This is a genomic window from Pseudomonas sp. FW305-20 (assembly GCF_058788075.1).
Window position 1 is genome coordinate 49,264 of record NZ_JBYTAJ010000001.1, and the last position, 20,624, is coordinate 69,887.

Genomic DNA, 20,624 nt, shown 5'->3' on the forward strand with positions numbered 1-20,624 from the left:
CTACTGCGCGGCGCTCACCCTGGTTGGGTTCTGCGATAGATAGCGCTCGATCGCTGTTTGGGTATTGAACAGCATACGTTCGCTACCAAGCTTCTCGTCGAACCCGGCACGTCGCACCATCTCAAGTACGCCGGGATTCAACCCCGCCAGCCAGAGACTGGTGCCTAACTCGGCCAAGCTTTTCTCGCCCTCTATGAGCGCCTGCAGTGCCGAGTATTCGATGTCGAACACCGCACTCATGTCCCAGACAACCACACGCGGCTGATACTGTCTCTCCAGCGTGATGATCTGTTCCTTCACATAGTCAGCGTTGAGAAAAAACAGGCGTCCCTCCGGTCGCACAATCATCAATCCCTCAAAAGTCTCGTCATTAGGGTGTTCCTCTGACAAGGGGCGGAGCACGTCGGTGCCACGCTTGCGACCAAGGACGTACACGTGCGGACGGGCAGTCTGGTAGGCCAGACTGAGCAACGATACGACGATCGCCACAGTGATCCCCTGAAGCGTGCCAAACAAAAGGACACCCAACATGGCTACGAGCGCCCAGTGGAACTCCATTGGACGCACCTTCCGAATAGCCAGGAACTCTCGCGGCTGAATCAGCCCGACCGAGTAGTAGATGACGATAGCGGCCAGCGTGGCGTGAGGTAGAAGCTCGAGTAGTCCGGAGAGCAGCAACATAGTGGCAAAAGCCGCGCCAGCAGTGACGATCGAGACCACTTGAGACTGCCCTCCGGTGGCGCGTACAACGGCCGTCTGTGAGGTACCGCCACCGGCCGGCATCGCGCCGAGCAGAGCCCCCCCGAGGTTACCGAGACCGGTGGCGATCAACTCGCGGTTCGCATCGATGGGGGGATCGCCTGGCCGGGCAAAAGCGCGCCCCGCCGCAATCGTTTCGGTAAAACTCATCAGCGCGATCCCGAGCGCACCCGGCACCATCTGCTTGATCAACGCGAGATCAGGCAACGTAACTGATGGTAACCCTTGTGGAATCACGCCGACCGTCGAAACTCCCAGAGCCTGCAGCCCGAAATACCATGAGGCGGCGATGCTGCCACCGGCCACAATCAATGGCGCAGGCGAATGTGCCCACAGGCGCTCCATTGCGATGAGTATCAGAAACGCCGCGGCCGCTACCGCGAGCGTGATCAGGGAGCTCTCCGGTACGTGATGCACGATGTTGAGGAAGTCGACAAAAAAACTTTGTTTTGCGATGTGGATGCCCAGGAGTTTTGGCAGCTGGTCCAGCACGATGACAAGACCGACCCCCGCTTTGAAGCCGCTCAACACCGGGGAGGAAATGAAGTTCGCGAAAAATCCCAGGCGCATCAGTCGCGCCAGGATCAGCATCGCACCAACCAACACCGTGAGCGTTGCAGTTGCCGTGATCAGTTTCCCTGGGGCGCCGTCCGGTACAGCCATGCCGATCTGCGCACCGGCCAGAATCGCCAGCGTGGCACTGGAACTGACACTGAGTACTCGCGATGTTCCCAGAAATGCATAGATCAACATCGGGACGAAGGCCGTATACAGACCGACGGCAACAGGTAGACCCGCGACAGTCGCGTAGGCCATTGCTTTGGGCAGTACGACCGCGGCAGCCGTGAGCCCCGATACTATGTCGAGGCGAAGTGGAGCGGTGTCGGAGCGAGCTGCCTTCGAAGTCTTCAGATGCGGTTCCACACGGCCTCTCTGGACGGGTTCAGTTGCTGGGGATACCGAATAATTGCATTGCAGTTTGCGTTTGTGAGGTACGACAATCCTGCCGAACCCATTTTGCCTCATCGTATAGGCAGCCAGATCAACAAGGCCGCCGTTATGATCTGCATCAATGATTAATGGAAAAAGTCCTCACAAAAGGCGGTAGCATTTTTGGTCTGACTGCCTGCAAAGGGTCGATTTCGGTCGGTCATGACAGGCAGCAATCGGCCAAAAACGGACGTTCAACCATTAGCGGAGGTTTGAACTTGAAGGTTTATGAAGAACTCGATCCACTGCTATTAAGCTCCATGTTGGCTCCCGAGTGTTGTTCGACTTTCAAGTCACCTGACCCTGGCAGGTGCGTCACCAGATCGGCGCCCAACAACCGTGCAGGCGTGTAGGCACCACCAGTCGGGCGCATCTGTAACAAGCTGTCGACCACGGCCAACGCAGCGTAGATCGTCAAGCTATAGACGTTTGCAGTGTGCACACGCGCAACCTTGCGATCTCCACGAGCGTTACGTGCTTCGCCCCATACATAGGTGCCTTGATCTGCACGTTTTTCCTCATCCGGACCGACCACTGTGTTGCCGATGCGCGCCTTGAGCAGTCTCTGCACGAACGACAAACCCAGCAGCGGACGAATCAAATTGGCAAATCTGGCACCGCGAATCATGCCGGCAGAACCCGGTATGAACACTTCAACATTGGCAATGCCGGTGGTGTGATAAGCCGTGCAAACGTCGCCCCAGGGAATTGTCATGGCCAGTTTCTCTCCGGCGCCAAAGTCGATACGCCGGACCCGATATGCCAGCGGTACCGACACGATTTTCCCGTCGCGGCGTACCTTGCCGCCCTGAGCCATGCCTTCGATTGAAGTCTTGGCAGTGCCGGGCGAAAAGCTGGAGCGCGAATCAAACCCCAGCGCCAGATGCGTTGCATCCGGCAGCGCGTTTTTCAGTGCAGCGGCGACACAGTCGGTTGGGACTACATCGAAGCCGACGCCGGGGCAAATCACCACGCCCGCCGCACGCGCACGCTCATTCAAGGATTGGGCATGTTCGAATACGGCAATCTCGCCGGTGATGTCCAGATAGTGCGCATTGGCACACAAGCAGGCCTCCATCATCGGTGCGGCGGTCGCTGAAAATGGTCCTGCGCAATGCAGGACCAAGCCATGGCCCTTGATCTGGGCAAGTAACCGCGCCTCGTCATCCAGTCCGAACACTCGGGCTTCAAGTCCCAGTTCACGGGCCAGGACTTCGACCTTGTCGCGGCTACGTCCTACCAATACCGGCCTGAGTCCACGTTTGACGGCATCTCGAGCGATCAACTCGCCGGTATAACCGTTGGCGCCGTAAATCATCCATTTCATCTGCGTATCCGGGTTGTCTTGCTGACTCATGCGTTGCTCCTCACAGGATTGATGGCGAGCGTTGTGCCTTGCTCAATCAACGTCAGACGCTAGCGCTAAAGTCAGGTTGAGGGTCAAGCAAAAGTGTGCGAGTGGGCACCACGATTTTTTGCAGCAGCGGGGTTGACCTTAAAGTGAGGTTTAAGGTGAGCATGCACCGGACCTGCATGACTGTCGGACCCCGGATGATGTTGAAAACCTTTATTTCCTGTGCGTTGGTATTGATAGGCGGTGCATTCATGACTTTTGCAAATGCTGGGCCGACCCCTTCCACGGTTGTTGCGCAAGATCGCCAGATACTGGTGATCATGACCAATCACGCCAGCTATCCCTCACGGACCGATAGCACGGGCTTGTGGCTGACCGAGCTGACGCATTTCACCGATGTGGTAGAAGCGGCCGGCTACACGACAGTATTTGCCAGCCCCAGGGGCGGCGCTGTGCCTCTGGACGAGCGAAGCCTCGGTTGGCTTTACATGGACAAGGCTGCCCGTAAGCATTTGCAGTCCCCTGCCTTTCGCGCTCGCCTGCAAAACACGATACCCATCGCCGAAGTCGATCCGTCCCGGTTCAGCGTCATCTACTTCACCGGAGGCCACGGTGTGATGTGGGATTTCCCCAATAACCCCGACCTGCGACGTGTCGCCGAAACCATCTAAAACCAGGGCGGCATCGTATCGGCCGTCTGCCACGGTGTGGCGGGACTCCTGGATCTGAAGGATGAACAAGGCCAGTTGATCATCAAGGGCAGAAACGTCACCGGATTCTCTGACCGCGAAGAGCTGTTCTCGGGCATGAAGAGTCAGGTGCCCTTCTTCCTTGAGGACAGGTTGGTGAGTCAGGGTGCGCGTTACCGCAAGGGCTGGCTGCCGTTCACGTCATTTGCCATCACCGATGGGCGGCTGGTGACCGGTCAGAACCCTCAATCGCCCAAGGCCGTGGCTGAAGCCGTGATGGCCGTGCTCTCCGCCGACAACGTAGCTCGCTGATCCATCAAGTACATCCCATCACCTGGAGAAAGACCGATTGAAACTCGCAAGCGCCGTTTTAACAGGATTACTGTTCAACACTTTTGCCAACGCTGCGTTGGCGGGGACGCCTGAGATGCCCAGCCCGACCGACACAACCACAATCGATATCGCAGGCCACCAGGTGCCCGTCGTCAAGGGCGGCCTGTATGACCGTTTTCGCTCCAACCCTCCGTTGTCGGTGGTTGCAGCAGAAGTACCGGGCGTTGATTTGAGCTGGTTCAAGGGGTTGGAGAAGAATAAGGTCGACATTGGCTTTGAGTCGTACTCCCCAAATTTTTACTACCAGAACAGTCGCGTAACGGCAGTTTATACGGCGGACCTGGACCGGCTCCGGGCACTGATGCCGCCCGAAGTACTGGCAACCGTGCAGCCGCTGCAAGTCTGGCCAGGTCGCGGCTTGATCGCGTTCACCGCGTACACCTATGAGCACTGCGATAACGATGCCTACAACGAGGTGGCCGTATCGATCATCACCAACAAACCTGGCAAAGCCAATCTGGGTCCGTTCACGCTGATTGGCCAGTCGATGTCTGGAGACTTCTGGGGTTATGTGCTCAAGCTGCCGGTTAATACCGAGCTGGCGAGGGTGCGTGGTGTCGTCGGTTACAACCTGCCGAAATGGCTGACCGGCATTGACCGCGAAGAGGATGCGCAATCGGTGGTGTATGACATTACCGACAGCCAGACCGGCAAACTGGACGTGTCCTTCAGAGCGAAGAAACTCGACGACCTGTCCCGCGATGTCGATATCGTCACCAGCAGTTTCACCAATCTCGATCACCAGGGCCAACTGGCCTATGGGTACGCTGTTTCCCGCCAGCTCAGCCATAGCTCTAGCCGGGACGCGGATTCGGCCACCCTCACGCTGGGCGACGGCAGTCTGTCGAACTACATCCGCTCCCTGAAGCTGGGGAAAATGATGAAGTACGAATATGTGCCTGAGTTCCAGAGCGCGCTCTATGCGCCAAAACCACTTGCCACCCTGGTTGGCGAGCGCTGAAACCTGTTGCGCCTGTCAGGCCTCGGAAGCCTGACGGGCTGTTTTTTTCCTGGAAGACGCTGCATCACGGCGGCCTGAAGTGCCTGCCACACCCTCATCGCGCAGACGATGCAACAGCAATTGCGCATTGTCTGCACACGCCATGCCCTCGGGCTTACCCTCGATGCCTTTGATGACCAGCAGAAGTTGCGCTTTGTTCTGGACCAACCGCTGCTGCAGGACTTCGATTTCCTCAACCTTTTGCTTGAGGCCACTGAGCAACTCTTCGTGCTGCCAACCACTCGCATTCATCGGCATCAATTGCCGAATTTCTTCCAATGAAAAGCCCGCCGCCTGCGCGCCGGTGATGATCTCCAGAACCCACTGGATGTCAGGTGCGTAATCTCGATAACCATTGGCTTTACGCTCGACCGACTTGATCAGGCCGCTCGCTTCGTAGAAGCGAATGCGTGAAGGCGCCAACCCGCTGATTTTCGCCAGTTCGCCTATTCTCATATTCCACCTCAAAAAGTCTATTGACCTTAAAGTTGACTTTAAACCTAAAGTCTTCGGGTGGCCAAGCGGCTCGAGTGCCACGTGTTGCTCAGCCGTCATGGAAATCATGGGGCAGACAGATCCAGAAACACGCGCCCTCTGAACCGCCTATTGGATGAGCTGCACTTTGTTCATTCAGGGCCTTGATCGAAACACGATTCGGTTTAGGCCTTCACTTCATTCAGGAGATGCGAACATGGGGTATGTCACTACGCGAGACGGTGTTGAGATCTTTTACAAAGACTGGGGGCCGCACGATGCCCAGGTAATCTTTTTCCATCATGGATGGCCACTGAGCGCGGACGATTGGGACGCGCAAATGCTCTTTTTCCTGGCCAACGGTTACCGGGTTGTTGCACACGACCGACGTGGTCACGGGCGCTCCAGTCAGGTGTGGGACGGACACGACATGGATCACTATGCTGACGACGTCGCGGCCGTGGTTGATCACCTCGGCGTACAAGGAGCAGTCCATGTCGGCCACTCCACCGGCGGGGGTGAAGTCGTTCATTACATCGCGCGCCACGGCGAAGACCGAGTGTCGAAGGCCGCCATCATCAGTGCCGTCCCACCGCTGATGGTCCAGACCCCGAGTAATTCTGGCGGCCTGCCTAAGTCAGTTTTCGACGACTTGCAGGCACAACTGAAGGCCAACCGCGCACAGTTCTACCACGACGTTCCAGCGGGACCTTTTTACGGCTACAACCGCCCAGGTGCAAAATCCTCTGAGGGCATCATCCGGAACTGGTGGCGGCAAGGCATGATGGGCTGTGCAAAGGCACACTATGACGGGATCGTGGCTTTTTCTCAGACCGACTTCACCGAAGATTTGAAGAGCATCAAGATCCCCGTTCTGGTGATGCATGGTGATGATGACCAGATCGTGCCTTATGAAAATTCCGGGGTTCTGTCAGCCAAGCTTCTGCAAAACAGTACGCTGAAAATTTACCCCGGCTTCCCGCATGGAATGCCTACAACCAACGCCGATACGATTAACGCCGATCTGCTCGCTTTCGTTCGGAGCTAAACAATGGAGGGCGGGTAAAAATCCCGCCCTTACCCATTTCAAGGCCACTAGATCGACAGCGATTAAGCAATCGCTACAAACTTTCCATTACTGATATTTTTCAAGAACTGCATCCAGTTTGTCCTCCAATGGGTAGTACAGGTAGTAGCCAACGCTGCTGAACTGATTACCTTTCTGGAGAGACTTGTATGAACGCTAAACGATTTCTGGGCATTGTCAGTACTACGCTTGCTGCCTCCTGCTTGTTAGTCACATTGCCAGCTGCCTACGCCCAGTCAGATCTGCCCGACAGCATCAAGGTTCCTGACGGTCATAAGGTCGCGCTGGAAACCGTGGGCGTAGGCGAAATCACGTATGAGTGTCGCTCCAAAACAAACGCCACCGGCCAGACTGAATGGGCTTTCGTCGGGCCCAAAGCAGTACTAAATGATCGCAGCGGCAAACAGGTCGGCACCTACTTCGGACCGCCTGCCACCTGGCAAGCTAATGACGGGTCTAAAATTACCGGGACCCAACTGGCAGTTGCACCCTCAGGTACTGGCGACCTCCCTTATCAGTTGGTCAAGGCTACCCCTGCGGAAGGCAATGGCGCGATGAGCGGTGTCAGTTTTATCCAGCGGGTGGCCGTAAAAGGCGGCGTTGCGCCCACGACTGAATGCTCCACCGCTGACAAAGGCAAACGTGAGGTAGTGAAATATCAGGCTGACTATATTTTTTGGGCAGCCAATTAAGCCAACTACCTGGAACAGGTTGTTAGCGCACAAAGTCGTCTACTCTGCTCCGATGGAACTCCAGCCCAATGGCTGGGAAATTTACTACCAGCTGGCGGCTGAAAACTTTGTCCCTACCTGAGCCCTGTTTTGACTATGAAGCCTGTCTGGCTGCTTGCTCCCGGGGCGAGCAGCAGGCACTGCGAGACTTGTATGAGCAGGAAAGTGCTCGACTTTTGGGGGTTGCCAAGCGAATCGCTCGCAATAACTCCTTGGCGGAAGACATTGTGCACGATGCCTTCATCAAAATATGGACCCGTGCCGCCAGTTTTGATCCGGCACGAGACTCTGCCCGTGGCTGGATCTTCAGCGTGACGCGACATCTGGCGCTCAATTTCATGCGAGATAACGCCAGAGAGGTACAAGTCAGCGAGCAAAGTGAAATGGCACTGCAAGCTTTGTCATCCATGGAGACATCGTCAGAGAGTGTGGAGGCCTTCGATTTTCGAACCCGTTCAGGACGTATTTATTTATGCCTTGAACAACTGGAGCCGGTACGTCGCAACTGCATCCTTCATGCATATGTAGACGGCTATTCGCATTCTGAAATATCGCAGAAACTGGACGCACCGCTGGGGACCGTCAAAGCCTGGATCAGACGCAGTCTGGTTGTATTGCGGGAGTGCATGGGATGACCATAAGCCCGGAGGATGACCATCCCGAGAACATTGACGAACTGGCGAGTGAGTATGTATTAGGCACGTTGCCGGCTGAGCAACGCATCGAGATACAAAAGCGTCTCGCTCAGGAATTCGATTTGCGATCTGCTGTAGATGCGTGGGAACAGCGCTTGCTTACGTTGACCGAATTGGCTGAACCGCAGAATCCTACCCCGCTGCTCTGGAGGCGGATTGAGCGTAGCTTGAATAGCAATGACCGGCGAGCATCAGCAGTGGCAGCCGCCGCGAAGCCAACTTCATGGTGGAACCTTCTTCCCCTATGGCGTGGGCTCGCGGGATCAGGTCTTGTCGCAACGCTCTTGCTCGGATCAGTACTACTGACACGAACAGCTCCGGTAAATCCGACCACCTACCTGGTCGTTCTGGTGGCTCCACAAAGCCAGGCGCCCGGCTGGGTCATTCAGGCGAGCAACCCAAGGGAAATCCAACTGATACCCTTGGTGGTAGCGCAAGTCCCAACCGATAAAGCACTTGAGTTCTGGACCAAAGCGGACGGCTGGCAAGGACCGGTATCCCTTGGATTGGTCAAACCAGGGCAAACGCTTTCAGTCCCTCTGGATAAATTACCCCCGCTGGAACCCAACCAGCTCTTCGAATTGACTCTGGAAAGTCCAAATGGATCGCAGACCGGCAAACCCACGGGTCCGGTGCAGTTCATTGGCCGGGCCATTAAAGTGATCTGATCATGAGCGCCTTTGAAGGAAAAGGCCGCAGAGGCGGCATTCCCCTTCCCTCACCTCTCTACCTGAGTTCCCAATGAAGTCCTCTCTTTCCCCTAAACGGCCGTAGATGATCCCTTTGTCCGCCGCCCCTTGCATAGGCATAGGGGGTATACCTATCATTTGCGCAACATAGGTGGGGGGGTATCCAATGGGCCATATCGCTGCAAACAAAGACGATCTTCTCAAGCGTGTTAAACGCATCGCCGGACAAATTCAGGCCGTTGAACGGGCACTGGAGTCGGACCTCGATTGCGCAAAGACACTGCACCTTGTTGCTGCCACTCGCGGAGCCATCAACGGCTTAATGGAGGAAATCATCGAGGATCACGCGCGTGAGCATGTTGCGAACCCTGGGCTCAGTGAAGAAGAACGCAATACGGGCGTCGAAGAGCTTCTTGAAGCCATTCGCCGTTACTCCAAGTGAACACATCCCGGCACACACTCATGAACAGTACGAACATCAACTACACGCACGACCACGTGTTCCTTGGCTCAGCGCATGACGAAAACGCAAAGCGTACGCTTTGGGTAGTGGCTCTAACTGTTGTGATGATGGTTGGTGAAATCACCACCGGGTATATCACAGGCTCGATGGCGTTATTGGCCGATGGGTTTCACATGGCAACTCATGCCGGCGCATTGGGCATCGCGGCAGCCGCGTACGGATATGCTAAACGCCACGCCTCCAGCCAGCGTTACAGTTTCGGTACCGGCAAGGTTGGAGATTTGGGCGGGTTCGCTTCGGCGTTGATTCTCGGTATGGTTTCCCTGGGCATTGGCGTTGAGTCCGTCATGCGCCTCTTGCAGCCAACGGACGTTCAGTTCGGCATCGCTACGCTCATCGCAATTGCCGGTTTGATCGTCAACATCGTCAGTGCCCTGCTGCTGGGCCGCGGGCACAGTCATGGGCACGATCATGATGATCATGGCCATACCCATGCTCATCATGGAAACGACAACAACCTGAAATCGGCCTATGCCCACGTCATCGCAGACGCGCTGACTTCGGTACTGGCCATCGCTGCACTGCTCGCCGGTCGGTATCTGGGTTGGGTATGGCTGGACCCGGTCATGGGCATCGTCGGCGCCATCGTTATCGCGCGGTGGGCATGGACCTTGATGGGGGCCACCGCAGGTGTATTGCTGGATCAAACAGACGCCCACGTTGCCGAGGAAATCCGCGAACTGGTTGAAAAACCGGGGGATGCCACCATCACGGACTTGCACGTCTGGCGGGTTGGACCGCAAGCCCATGCCGCCATCGTCAGCGTCCTTGGTGAAGCCACTGCGAACGCCGACAGCATTCGTGAACGTCTCAAGCCGGTTCACGAGGTCAGCCATCTGACGGTCGAATTTCGACCTGCCTGATCAGGACCTCCCCCATTAACTCCAAAGGAAATTGCGATGCCTCCAGGGAAACGTGAACTGGCGCGAATTGAACGCCGGTTGATAACCGCGCTGACCGAAGCGTGCGAAACAGCAAAAGGTAAAATCAAAGGCTTTATCTGGCTCACCCACATTGCTGACCTGAACGCGTTGGCTGAAACCCTGAAGGTAATCTGGGTGTTCGAAACCCTGGCTGACAGAAAGCTCGCCCAAGTTGACGCGAAGGCTCACATCTTTGAGCTGACGGCCATCGCGTTGAATGAGGTCGGCATCGATCTGAACCTTTCAGATCGCAATGTCTGCCTTGACTCTGAAGAAGAATGCCAGCGTATCCAGGGTGGTGATTGGCAGAAGCGCCTGGCTAAAGGTTATTGACGATGGCTAAAGAAATCGAAAATCCCTGCGTCTCGGTGTGCCAACTTAGGGGGGATCTGTGTGTGAGTTGTGGGCGGAGCAAGGAAGACATTAGAAAGTGGAAACGCATGAAGCGACCTGAAAAAATGGCCGCGGTGCAAAGGGCGAATGTACGTATGAAAGGGCTGAACTAAGCAGACCTCGGATCTAATTACACCGAAAGCCAGAAAAAGCTGATGTGGGATTAACTGGCAGGAAGGCGACTCTCTCAGCCCATATCCCAGTGTTCCTGGTCAGGCTCTGTATCAACTCTTGGCAGGATCTGGATGAAGTTTGCAATGCAGTTTGAGATAACCCTCCTTAGCTGGAATGACTGGATTCAAATTTGCAGTGTTCCCCTTACCAAGGCTTCCAGCCTGGGCAAAATACTCGCTTCGTCATTGCCCAAAATGGCAATCGAAGAACCCCGCAACCCTGCCGACGAAGCGGCAGCTGCGTCGCCGGCCAAGGCTACTGGGCACGTAACGCCCATTTGAAGGGCACGCAGTCGCTTGAGCGCATCTTCCTGCAGTGGCGCCTGGACCAATAGCACCAGCGCGGCGGGCTGAATTGCTTCACATAGCAACGGCAGTTCTTCCAGAGGCTGGCCCGTGCCCAACACCTCGATGCGAAGCTGGTCGCTGCTCATCAACAAACCAGCACACAACAGCTCCAATTCGCGCGCATGGCCCGAGCCGTCTGCCAGCAGCACGCAAGCACCGTTGCTCTGGTTCATCTGCAGTCGCAATAACATCCGCGCACGCAAGAAGGCGTCAAGGAACAACCACTGGCTGCGTCGACCGAAATTATTACCGGATGCCAGGCTGCGCCAAACCGGCAGCAGAATAGCCTCCAGTGCAGTTGCTTTCGGATAGATCGTAAATAGTTGCCCGTGCAGGCGCTCCAGCTCAGCGCCGTCAAAAGCCTGCGTGGCACGATAAACGGCCTCTTGCCACTGGACCAGGGGAGCTTCCGCCGAGCCAGATACAGTGACATCGGGTGTGTCCTGCTGCCGGACGAGCAAAGCGCCTATCTTGCTGATGGGCAGGCCCCGGCTGGTCCAGAGCATGATGCTACGAATATGTTCGATGTCCTGTTGCGAATACAGGCGATGCCCTCCCACAGTGCGTACGGGTCGGATCAGCCCGTGGCGGCGCTCCCATGCCCGCAAGGTGATCGGGTTGACGCCAGTCAGGCTGGCGACTTCCCGCATGGGGAGCAATGCGTCGTCGGAGGTGGATTCGATGGGCTCGGTCATTGAAAGTCGTTGCATCCTGAGTGTGTCGGCATTCTAAACCAGGCATGACGCTTTTTAACCAGCACCAATCGATGTCCGACGGTCCTGCGTCCTGCCATCTAGGCATGGCTGTCGCTGGCGACTACGCTGTGGGGCAACCCCATGAATCACAATGAGCCCAGATCATGATTGACGCCAAACTCCTGCAACTTATGGTCGAAGCCTCCAATGACGGCATCGTCGTGGCCGAGCAGGAAGGCAATGACAGCATCCTCATCTATGCCAACCCTGCCTTCGAGCGCCTGACCGGCTACAGTTCAGACGAAATTCTCTACCAGGATTGCCGCTTCCTGCAGGCAGACGATCATGCCCAGGCCGGGCTGGAGGCAATCCGTGACGCCATCCGCCTCGGTCAGCCCTGCCGTCAGGTGCTGCGCAACTATCGCAAGGATGGCAGCCCGTTCTGGAACGAGCTGTCTATCACTCCCGTGCACAATGATGCCGACCAGTTGACCTACTACATTGGCATACAGCACGACGTCAGCGACAAGATTGCCGCTCTGGAAAGGATACAGTCACTTGAGACCGAAGTGGCCGAGCTTCGCAGTAAACTGGCAAGGCTTGGTGGCTAACGACGAGTAGCACTAAAACCTACACAAAAAGTGTACAAGAATATTGACTTGTACAATTTTCCCCGTAGGCTTCAAATAAATCTGTACAGTTTTCTCGAATTGTACAACTTTACCTGGAGCCTGCCATGTCTGCATATCTCCACCATTTCGCGGATACGTTCGCAACGCTGAACGCTGATTGCCTGGACCGCCTGGGCGAGCTATACCGCAACGACGTTCAGTTTCGTGACCCGTTGCATCAGCTGGATGGCTTGCCCGCACTGCGCACGTACTTTGAAAAGCTGTACACCAACGTCCAGGATATCCGCTACGACCTCCTTGACGCGGATGAAACCGCCCCCGGCCAGGGTTATCTGCGCTGGATCCTGCATTTCCGTCATCCGCGCCTGTCCCGCGGTCAGCCAATCAGTCTGCATGGCTGCAGCCACCTGCGCTGGACGACACATGTCTACCTGCACCACGACTACTTCGATGCCGGCGCCCTCCTCTACGAGCACGTTCCCGTACTGGGCGGAGTGATTGGCTGGATCAAGGGCAGGCTCGCATGAGCCGCTGCTGGCTGACAGGCGCCAGCAGCGGCCTCGGTGCTGCCCTGGCTGAACGGCTGCTGGAGCAAGGCCATGAGGTGGCCTTGGGTGGCCGGCGGGCGGAGGCACTGATGCCGCTGGTGCTGCGCTACCCTGGGGCCCTGCTCACTACCGGCGACGTGACTGACCCACGACACGTCTCGGCTATCTGCGAAAACATCGAGCATGCCTGGGGCGCACTCGACCTGGTGATCCTGAACGCCGGTACCTGCGAATACCTTGTGCCGGGCAGGTTCGAAGCCGAGACCGTCGAGCGGATGATGCGCACCAACCTGCTGGGGGTCAGCTACTGCCTGCAGGCGGCCCTTCCACTGCTGCGCCGGGGGCATAGACCACATCTGGTAGTGATCGGCAGCTCGGTAACCTGGCTGGCGCTACCCCGGGCTGGAGCCTATGGCGCGTCCAAGGCGGCTCTGCGTTATCTGATCGAATCCCTGCGCCTGGATCTACATGCCGAAGGCATCGATGTAACGCTGGTCAGCCCCGGCTTCATCGACACCCCCCTGACTCAGCGCAACACCTTTGCCATGCCCCAACTCTGGACGGCCGACCGCGCCGCGCGGCATGTCGTCGCGCGCCTGACGCGACGACCGTTGGAGATCAACTTTCCACGCTTCTTCATTCTCATTCTGCGCTTGCTTGGCGCCCTGCCAGCGCGTTGGCGCCTGGCCCTGGGCCGTCGACTGGCGCGAACCGAACAGGAATAGCGTCATATGCGTATCGCCATTATCGGCAGCGGGATCTCTGGGCTGACCTGTGCCTATCTGTTGTCACGTCGCAATGAGGTGACCGTGTTCGAAGCGGCTGACTGGATCGGCGGTCATACCCATACTGTCGACATAGAATGGCAGGGCCAGCGTTATGCAGTAGACACCGGTTTCATCGTATTCAACGACTGGACCTATCCCAACTTCATCCGCTTGATGGATCGCCTTGGAGTCGTCTCACGCCCCACCGAGATGAGCTTTTCCGTGAACGATCCGGAGAGCGGCCTGGAATACAACGGCAATAACCTGGACACCCTCTTCGCCCAGCGCGGCAATCTGCTGTCGCCGGGCTTCTGGGGTATGTTGCGCGATATCGTGCGCTTCAACCGCCAGGCGGTGGCCGACCTTGACGGCCACCGCATTGAGCCGGGCATGAGTCTTGGCGATTACCTGCACACGCGACGCTACGGGCAGCGTTTCATCCATCACTACATCGTCCCCATGGGCTCGGCCATCTGGTCGGTATCACGGGCCGATATGCTGCGCTTCCCGTTGCACTTCTTCATCCGCTTTTTCCGTAACCATGGATTGCTCTCGATCAGCCAGCGGCCACAATGGCGAGTGATCGAGGGTGGCTCGCGCAGCTATGTGAAGCCGTTGTGCAAGACCTTCAGCGAACGCATTCGGCTCAACTGCCCGGTGATGAGCGTCCGCCGGGACGACAACGGCGTGGTGATCACAAGTGCGGCAGGCCAGGAGCGTTTCGACAAGGTCGTGTTCGCCTGCCATAGCGACCAGGCTTTGGCGCTGCTGGAGAAACCGACGGCCACCGAGCACGAGGTGCTAGGCGCCCTCGACTATGCCGCCAACGAAGTATTGCTTCACACCGACACCCGCCTGCTGCCCAGCCGGCGCAAGGCTTGGGCCAGCTGGAACTATCGCCTCGGTGGACCCGCGCACGCCCCGGCGGCCGTGACCTACAACATGAACATACTGCAAGGCCTCGACGCCCCGGTAACCTTCTGCATAAGCCTCAATCAGGGCGATTGCGTGGACCCGTCGCAGGTGCTGGCTCGCTTCGAATATGCACATCCTCAATACAGCCTTGCCGCCATGGCGGCCCAAGCGCGCCAGGGCGAGCTACAGGGAAACCAGCACAGCTACTTCTGCGGCGCTTATTGGGCAAACGGCTTCCATGAGGATGGCGTGGTCAGCGCACTGGACGTCGCCCAAAGATTCGGGGAGCGCCTGTGAACAGCAGCCTTTGCTACGGTTGGGTCATCCACCGGCGTCTGGCGCCGCGGTTCCATGGGTTCCGTTATCGCATTGGCATGCTTTATCTGGATCTGGACGAACAGGATCTGCTGCTGGGCCTGTCTCCGTTACTCGGTGCTTCTCGCCTGGCGCCGTTGTGTTGGCGAGAAACCGATTACCTGCCAGCCTGGACTCGTCGCGGTATCCCCTTGAAGGAAGCGGTGCGCGAAGTGGTGGCCAAGGCCTTGGGCCAGGCGCCCTGCGGCACCATTCATTTGCTGACCCAGCCGCGCAGTTGGGGGATTTCATTCAATCCGGTCAGTTTCTATTTTTGCCACGACAGCGACGGTCTCCTGGCGGCGATTGTGCTGGAGGTACGCAACACCCCTTGGCGAGAACGTTTTCATTACGTGTTGCCTGTGCTGCCCGGGCAGCCCCGTCAGTTCTCGGTCACGAAGGCATTCCATGTCTCGCCATTCCTGCCAATGGATATGCAGTACCACATGCGCTTTTCCATTGATGAGGCGCACATGCGCATCCACATGGAAAACCGCCGCGAAGGACAAAAAGTGTTCGAGGCCGACCTGTCCCTGCACCGACAGCCGCTGGATGCCGCCGCACTACAGCGTCACGTACTGGCCTTCCCCTGGATGAGCCTGCGCACCCTCGGTGCGATTTATTGGCAAGCCATGCGCCTGTTACTCAAACGCACCCCGCTCTATGCCCACAAGACCAGTCAGAGCAGCCAAAACCTTCGCCATCACATCCACGAGGAGCCCAAGCATGTCCGATCCAACTCTGAGCGTTAGCAAATCGTGGGGCCTGGCGCCGTTATTCGGCGGCCTGGCCAGGAGCGCCGTGCTCGCTCAGCTTCGCAACTTGCGCCAAGGCCGGCTGCGCCTGATCTACCAAGACCGGCAGTGGCTGTTTGGCGACGTCGGCAGCGCGCTGCACGCTGAGGTCGAGATCTTCGACGAGGCAGCTTGGGGGATGGTGGCTGCCAACGGCTCTATCGGTGCCGGCGAAGCTTACATCCATGGCTACTGGCGCAGTCCGGACCTGGCCGCGGTCACTCGCCTCTTCGTCGCCAATCTGGAAGTGCTCGACGCCCTTGAAGGCGGGTTGGCGCGCCTGGGCCGTCCGATCCTACGCCTGCTGCACTGGGTAAACCGCAACAGCCGGCGCGGCGCGCGACGCAACATTCTCGCCCATTACGATCTGGGCAATGCCTTGTTCGAGCGGCTGCTGGATCCGACCATGATGTACTCGGCAGCCATGTTCGACAGTCTGGAGCAGAGTCTGGAGCAGGCCCAACTGAACAAGCTCGAGCGTATCTGCGCCAAACTCGCGCTGCGCCCCGATGACCACCTGCTCGAGATCGGTAGCGGATGGGGTAGCCTGGCGATCCATGCCGCTACCCACCACGGGTGCCGGGTGACCACCACCACGTTGTCCGAGGCGCAGTACGCCCATACCCTGCAGCGCGTCCAGGATCTTGGTCTGCAACACCGCATTACCGTCCTGCGCGAGGACTACCGTGATCTTGGCGGACGCTTTGACAAGCTGGTCTCTATCGAGATGATCGAGGCGGTCGGGCACCGCTATCTACCTGTTTACTTTCAGCGCTGCGCGTCGCTGCTCAAGGATGACGGCTTGATGCTGCTGCAGGCCATCACCATCCGTGACCAGCGTTATGAACAGGCCCGGCAGTCGGTAGATTTCATTCAGCGCTATATCTTTCCCGGTGGCGCCCTGCCCTCCCTGAGCGTCATGCTGCAGACCGCCAGTAGCCATACCGCGTTGAACCTGGTGCACATGGAGGACTTCGGCCTGGACTATGCGCGGACTCTGCAGCACTGGCGGGACAACTTGCGTCAGTCGCGCACCGCCTTGACCGAGCTGGGTTATGACGACACCTTTCAACGCCTCTGGGAGTTCTACCTTTGTTACTGCCAGGGTGGTTTCGAGGAGCGTACTATCGGCGTCGCGCAACTGCTCTGGGCAGCTCCGGCCGCACGCCGCGCAGCGCTGCCGAGCGCCTGATTTGAGCCGGGCCTGGTTGATCGGCAACGCGCTATGGATGCAGGCCGCCTGGTGGGCTTGCGTACTGAGCGAGCGGCATCCTTGGCTGCTACTCCCCGTGGCGGCAGGCCTGTTGGTGCATGTGGCTGCTTGCCCACGACCAGGCGACGAAGCAATCACTCTGGCCTGTGTGGGGATGGCAGGCTGTTTACTGGACGCCAGCCTGGGTGCACTGGGAGTCTTCGATTTTGCCCAGCAACCCCTTCCCCTGTGGCTTGCCATGCTGTGGCTGGTACTGGCCAGTGGGCTTCGCCACAGCCTGGCGTGGGCTCGACGTCCCATCTGGTACGGGGCGCTACTGGGTCTGTGCGGTGGACCTCTGGCTTACATCGCCGGCGCAACGCAGGCCGGTGTAGGCCTGCCCTTGGGCACCCTTTGCACGGCCCTGCTACTTGCGGCGCTGTGGGCTGTATGGATGCCAATCATCCTGCGACTGGCTGCGTCCCGCTGATAAGCAACGGCCTGCGTGAATATCGCCTGCTTTGCCGGTTTTGTGGGTTTACGGAAGCGACTCCGGCTGACGGCGGAAGAACAGGATCACTTCTCCCAACTCGACTCCAAGCTTGCTCATACTCGAGCGATTTATCATCGTGTCTTCGTCCATCAGGTACATCCAGTCGTCCAGATCCACTTCCCAATGCCTGCCGTCAACCGGCAGGTCAAGGCGATAGCGCCAGCGCAGCGCGTTGCCAGCGACCTCGCCGCTAGCCTCACCGACTACATCGTCCGCACGACCACGCCAACGCCCGGCGCCGACCGGTTGCAGCGTCCAGACGCGCCGCTGACGCGTGCCATCGCTGTAGAGAAATCGCTCGTCGAGGATCAATTGCTGGCCCTCGACGCGGCTTTCAATCTGGACATGGAAACGCTTGACCACCTCGCCCGAGCGATTCTGGAACAGGCCCCAAGCCTGTACCGGCCGAGAGAAGAACGCCACGAGATCCAGCGTGGGTCGCTCCTTTGCGTAGTGCTCCACGCCAACGTTGTTACAGCTGACCAGCAACAGGCTAACGAGCACTACCAGTATTTGACGCATCCCAACCTCCTCACTCCGCCGGCCCGGCCATCCCCAGCAGTCGTTGACGCAGTTGCTTGTCCCGAGTGCGCGGATCAAGCCAGATATTGAAGAAGGCGCGGGCGAATGCAGGGTCGTCGACCCGATGGTGCAACTGGCCGTCGACGAAGAACGTGCAGCCTTTGCCGGGATGGTAGACCCCGGTGATGCGCATTCCGGGCCGAACATCGACGAAGGCTTCACGCATTTCATTGGACCAGCGCTGGAGGGTGGACTCCTCTAGACGAGCCTCTGCCATGCGCGCCATTTCAGTGAGGCTGGCCTCCACCAGCGTGTCCCGGGAAAAGACACGGTGATAAGTCAGTTCGAGGGCAAAGGGCTGATCCCAGGTCAGCGGCAACCCAGAGCTCCACAACCGCGCGGTGTATAGACTCACGCCGAACCAGGTAAAGTCGCCGCTGCCCACCAAACGCCTATCGGGCAGCGCGGGATGCCAATCCGCCCAGGCAGGTACGGCGAGTAACATCGCGAATAGCCAGCATATCGACAGGCGATGTACGAGAAAGCGTCTGGACTCAGCCACGTTCATCAACGTCTCGGCCTTTTTTAAAATTCTATACAAGATTAGCTCAATGTATAGTTTTTGCGCCGTAAGTACAGAGCGTGTACAACTTTTTACCCCCAAGGGCAGCGGTTGAGAACACAGGTCCCGTTGGCATCCCACTGGAGGTGTCCAACTTTATGCGCTAGAGGTTTCTTTGATGATCGTCTTTATTGGGTGGTACCTACGTACCCAAAATAAAATCCGATTTTAATGGCGGCGTACGCAGCAGCGTGAATGGCACCCCAGCGTTTTACATTGACGGGCTTCGCTATGACGGGGCTCCAGAGTTCACCGAAATGAGTCAGATGATTGAGCTTTCGTTAGTGAGTTGACATCGCTAGATAGCGAAATCGCTTGGCATCACCCACACCGTAGCCGAGGGCGAACGAGAGGGCTTGAAAATAGCAGCGTTCAATCTGGCCGGTTTCTGTCTGTCGCATGCCATGTTCCTTGTCCCGTTTGTTTAGGGGCATACAAAAGCGCTTGTGGGGGGCGAATGCAAAACAATTAGCAATGGAATGCATTTGCGGCATCGGGCAGCATATAGAAATTTCCAATTCCGGCAGGCGGCTCTCCTCACCTGTTGTACGGAGTTGGTCATATCGGGCGGTGTTGGCAACGGGCGCCACCTTGAGTTGCAGGCTGGTTTCTACGGAGGGCAGCGGTGCAGTGGCGGTGAGTCGGGCGAGACCATTTAGGATGTGATCGGCCCTCAGGCTTCCCGACTCAAGCACCATCTATACCGCTATCAGCACCAGGTCGAGACCGGCGATGGGCACAGCAGCCGGTACCTGCGTCATAATTCGGTCACCGTTGCTGTGATGTCTCAGGCCCTGCTTGAGAATCCGCAACGGAGTAGGCAGATCAGCAAACGGCGCCCCATTGCGTAGCGCACCGGTTTTGCATTCGATGAGTGGGATGTAATGCTGCCAGTCAAAACTGACCTGATCTCGATCAAAGAGGCGCTCGTGGCTGGCAATCATCGTGTCATCGACGATGACCACGATCCGGGGAGGATAGACGGCTGCTGACCCACTGGCCGACTCGCTCACACGCACCGAATAGCGATTTCGTGCCACGCAGATCAGGCAGGTTCTGGAGACCCTTACGGTGTGCTCGACGTAGCGATCAAAGGCGGTCGGCATCCATTTCGACCCGCTCCAGCTCCAAAACGTCCGCCACCGTCAGCCCGTTGTACTGCGGGTGTAGCAGCTCGCTCCAGAGCGCAAGCACGACAGCGTTGGCCGAGCCAGGCATTCAGCTCCTCGAAGGTGTGGAACATGCAGTTTGAGCTTCAAGCCAGATTCGCAGTCGACTGCCTTGAACGTTCTTCTCAACAAAGACCTTTTCCCAGCCAGAGGCTACGTCGCAGAATCCGGATCATTATTTCAATACGGGAGATTGAAGAACCCGCGGTGCTGCCAGTGATAGGCATCGCTCATAAAGCAGCGGCACGAAAATATCAGCCCAGCGAACCGAGGACAAAAAAAATGGCGGTGTTAATTTTTGACAGTTCGGAAGATTCCATAGTCGAAGCCCGTGTCCTGGTCGAGGCGCTGAATGAATGGTTGGCGGAACAGCAGCCCAGTGCACGCTAAGGTCCGCCCGTGCGCAATGTTGCTATCGGCCCGATGGCACGCTGGATTCTGTATTGACCGTACTAACAGACGTGGCGGTGGACTAATAACAGCCCCGGATTGGAGCGGCGCTTCGTGCTGGTATGCACTTGACCGTAGAATGCCCGCCGTGACGCGAATTTCGAGGGGCATCGGCGACAACAGGATTGGCAAACAACGGGGCATGTACGACTGTTGAAGTCGCCTTGTGCGGCAGTATCTGCCCGATCCA

Annotated in this window: 26 protein-coding genes and 1 pseudogene; 18 read left to right on the top strand and 9 right to left on the bottom strand. The window is 57.7% G+C overall.

The window, feature by feature from the left end; all coding sequences use genetic code 11:
- Complete coding sequence (locus AC3WP4_RS00250; protein WP_102615854.1) at positions 1-1,683, bottom strand: SulP family inorganic anion transporter; 1,683 nt, start codon at positions 1,681-1,683, stop codon at positions 1-3.
- A 292-nt stretch (positions 1,684-1,975) separates the two neighbouring features.
- Positions 1,976-3,106, bottom strand: coding sequence for a saccharopine dehydrogenase family protein (locus AC3WP4_RS00255; protein WP_102615855.1), 1,131 nt, complete (start codon positions 3,104-3,106; stop codon positions 1,976-1,978).
- A gap of 194 nt (positions 3,107-3,300) precedes the next feature.
- Here AC3WP4_RS00255 and AC3WP4_RS00260 point away from each other — a divergent pair.
- Both AC3WP4_RS00260 and AC3WP4_RS00265 read left to right on the top strand, forming a co-directional pair.
- Positions 3,301-4,104 (top strand): annotated as a pseudogene (locus tag AC3WP4_RS00260) (type 1 glutamine amidotransferase domain-containing protein).
- Positions 4,105-4,219: 115 nt separating this feature from the next.
- Positions 4,220-5,146, top strand: a complete 927-nt coding sequence (locus AC3WP4_RS00265; protein ID WP_256581188.1) for an acetoacetate decarboxylase (ADC) — start codon at positions 4,220-4,222, stop codon at positions 5,144-5,146.
- A 15-nt stretch (positions 5,147-5,161) separates the two neighbouring features.
- On the opposite strand, the gene AC3WP4_RS00270 is transcribed toward AC3WP4_RS00265, so the two are convergent.
- Positions 5,162-5,641, bottom strand: a complete 480-nt coding sequence (locus AC3WP4_RS00270) for a MerR family transcriptional regulator (RefSeq protein ID WP_102615857.1) — start codon at positions 5,639-5,641, stop codon at positions 5,162-5,164.
- A gap of 235 nt (positions 5,642-5,876) precedes the next feature.
- Between AC3WP4_RS00270 and AC3WP4_RS00275 the strand changes: the two genes are divergently transcribed.
- The 8 genes from AC3WP4_RS00275 (at position 5,877) to AC3WP4_RS00310 (ending at position 10,813) form a co-directional block, all read left to right on the top strand.
- Positions 5,877-6,707 (top strand): alpha/beta fold hydrolase, encoded by an 831-nt coding sequence (locus AC3WP4_RS00275; protein ID WP_102615858.1) that lies wholly within the window; start codon positions 5,877-5,879, stop codon positions 6,705-6,707.
- A gap of 188 nt (positions 6,708-6,895) precedes the next feature.
- Positions 6,896-7,438, top strand: a complete 543-nt coding sequence (locus AC3WP4_RS00280) for a DUF3455 domain-containing protein (protein WP_074877331.1) — start codon at positions 6,896-6,898, stop codon at positions 7,436-7,438.
- 107 nt (positions 7,439-7,545) lie between these two features.
- Positions 7,546-8,112, top strand: coding sequence for a sigma-70 family RNA polymerase sigma factor (locus tag AC3WP4_RS00285; RefSeq protein ID WP_371916918.1), 567 nt, complete (start codon positions 7,546-7,548; stop codon positions 8,110-8,112).
- Positions 8,109-8,840, top strand: a complete 732-nt coding sequence (locus tag AC3WP4_RS00290) for an anti-sigma factor (protein WP_102615860.1) — start codon at positions 8,109-8,111, stop codon at positions 8,838-8,840. The genes AC3WP4_RS00285 and AC3WP4_RS00290 overlap by 4 nt, the downstream gene beginning before the upstream one ends.
- Positions 8,841-9,027: 187 nt before the next feature.
- A complete protein-coding gene (locus tag AC3WP4_RS00295; protein WP_074877333.1) occupies positions 9,028-9,303 on the top strand; it encodes a metal/formaldehyde-sensitive transcriptional repressor in 276 nt (91 codons plus the stop codon).
- Positions 9,304-9,323: 20 nt separating this feature from the next.
- Positions 9,324-10,247 (top strand): CDF family Co(II)/Ni(II) efflux transporter DmeF, encoded by a 924-nt coding sequence (gene dmeF / locus AC3WP4_RS00300; RefSeq protein WP_102615861.1) that lies wholly within the window; start codon positions 9,324-9,326, stop codon positions 10,245-10,247.
- Between the two features lie 36 nt (positions 10,248-10,283).
- A complete protein-coding gene (locus AC3WP4_RS00305) occupies positions 10,284-10,640 on the top strand; it encodes a hypothetical protein (RefSeq protein ID WP_076030848.1) in 357 nt (118 codons plus the stop codon).
- Between the two features lie 2 nt (positions 10,641-10,642).
- Positions 10,643-10,813 (top strand): DUF1289 domain-containing protein, encoded by a 171-nt coding sequence (locus tag AC3WP4_RS00310; RefSeq protein WP_074877338.1) that lies wholly within the window; start codon positions 10,643-10,645, stop codon positions 10,811-10,813.
- Positions 10,814-10,998: 185 nt separating this feature from the next.
- Here AC3WP4_RS00310 and AC3WP4_RS00315 read toward each other — a convergent pair whose 3' ends face one another.
- Positions 10,999-11,916 (bottom strand): MerR family transcriptional regulator, encoded by a 918-nt coding sequence (locus AC3WP4_RS00315; RefSeq protein WP_102615862.1) that lies wholly within the window; start codon positions 11,914-11,916, stop codon positions 10,999-11,001.
- A gap of 164 nt (positions 11,917-12,080) precedes the next feature.
- Between AC3WP4_RS00315 and AC3WP4_RS00320 the strand changes: the two genes are divergently transcribed.
- From AC3WP4_RS00320 to AC3WP4_RS00350, 7 genes are all read left to right on the top strand, one after another.
- Positions 12,081-12,527 carry a PAS domain-containing protein gene (locus AC3WP4_RS00320; protein WP_074877341.1) on the top strand — a complete coding sequence of 149 codons (447 nt, stop codon included), beginning with the start codon at positions 12,081-12,083 and terminating at the stop codon, positions 12,525-12,527.
- A 125-nt stretch (positions 12,528-12,652) separates the two neighbouring features.
- Positions 12,653-13,075, top strand: a complete 423-nt coding sequence (locus tag AC3WP4_RS00325) for a nuclear transport factor 2 family protein (RefSeq protein ID WP_102615863.1) — start codon at positions 12,653-12,655, stop codon at positions 13,073-13,075.
- The gene (locus tag AC3WP4_RS00330; RefSeq protein WP_102615864.1) at positions 13,072-13,821 is read left to right on the top strand and encodes an SDR family NAD(P)-dependent oxidoreductase; all 750 of its coding nucleotides are present in this window, start codon (positions 13,072-13,074) and stop codon (positions 13,819-13,821) included. Before AC3WP4_RS00325 ends, AC3WP4_RS00330 begins: the two co-directional genes overlap by 4 nt.
- A 6-nt stretch (positions 13,822-13,827) precedes the next feature.
- Complete coding sequence (locus AC3WP4_RS00335) at positions 13,828-15,075, top strand: NAD(P)/FAD-dependent oxidoreductase (RefSeq protein WP_102615865.1); 1,248 nt, start codon at positions 13,828-13,830, stop codon at positions 15,073-15,075.
- A complete protein-coding gene (locus AC3WP4_RS00340; protein WP_102615866.1) occupies positions 15,072-15,884 on the top strand; it encodes a DUF1365 domain-containing protein in 813 nt (270 codons plus the stop codon). The genes AC3WP4_RS00335 and AC3WP4_RS00340 overlap by 4 nt, the downstream gene beginning before the upstream one ends.
- A complete protein-coding gene (locus tag AC3WP4_RS00345; protein ID WP_102615883.1) occupies positions 15,859-17,118 on the top strand; it encodes an SAM-dependent methyltransferase in 1,260 nt (419 codons plus the stop codon). Before AC3WP4_RS00340 ends, AC3WP4_RS00345 begins: the two co-directional genes overlap by 26 nt.
- Before the next feature lies 1 nt (position 17,119).
- A complete protein-coding gene (locus AC3WP4_RS00350) occupies positions 17,120-17,608 on the top strand; it encodes a DUF2878 domain-containing protein (RefSeq protein WP_076030841.1) in 489 nt (162 codons plus the stop codon).
- A 48-nt stretch (positions 17,609-17,656) separates the two neighbouring features.
- Here the strand turns inward: AC3WP4_RS00350 and AC3WP4_RS00355 are convergent, their stop codons facing one another.
- The 5 genes from AC3WP4_RS00355 to AC3WP4_RS00375 all read right to left on the bottom strand — a co-directional run bounded on the left by AC3WP4_RS00355 (position 17,657) and on the right by AC3WP4_RS00375 (position 20,033).
- A complete protein-coding gene (locus AC3WP4_RS00355; RefSeq protein ID WP_074877352.1) occupies positions 17,657-18,193 on the bottom strand; it encodes a DUF3833 domain-containing protein in 537 nt (178 codons plus the stop codon).
- A 10-nt stretch (positions 18,194-18,203) separates the two neighbouring features.
- Positions 18,204-18,698 carry a chalcone isomerase family protein gene (locus AC3WP4_RS00360; RefSeq protein ID WP_076031593.1) on the bottom strand — a complete coding sequence of 165 codons (495 nt, stop codon included), beginning with the start codon at positions 18,696-18,698 and terminating at the stop codon, positions 18,204-18,206.
- Between the two features lie 398 nt (positions 18,699-19,096).
- Positions 19,097-19,513, bottom strand: coding sequence for a hypothetical protein (locus tag AC3WP4_RS00365; RefSeq protein ID WP_371916914.1), 417 nt, complete (start codon positions 19,511-19,513; stop codon positions 19,097-19,099).
- A complete protein-coding gene (locus AC3WP4_RS00370) occupies positions 19,514-19,921 on the bottom strand; it encodes a Mu transposase domain-containing protein (protein ID WP_371916915.1) in 408 nt (135 codons plus the stop codon).
- On the bottom strand, positions 19,905-20,033 hold the full coding sequence (locus AC3WP4_RS00375) for a hypothetical protein (protein ID WP_371916916.1): 129 nt from the start codon (positions 20,031-20,033) through the stop codon (positions 19,905-19,907). Before AC3WP4_RS00375 ends, AC3WP4_RS00370 begins: the two co-directional genes overlap by 17 nt.
- Before the next feature lie 23 nt (positions 20,034-20,056).
- Between AC3WP4_RS00375 and AC3WP4_RS00380 the strand changes: the two genes are divergently transcribed.
- Positions 20,057-20,374, top strand: a complete 318-nt coding sequence (locus AC3WP4_RS00380) for a hypothetical protein (RefSeq protein ID WP_371916917.1) — start codon at positions 20,057-20,059, stop codon at positions 20,372-20,374.
- The last annotated feature ends 250 nt before the right edge of the window (positions 20,375-20,624 follow it).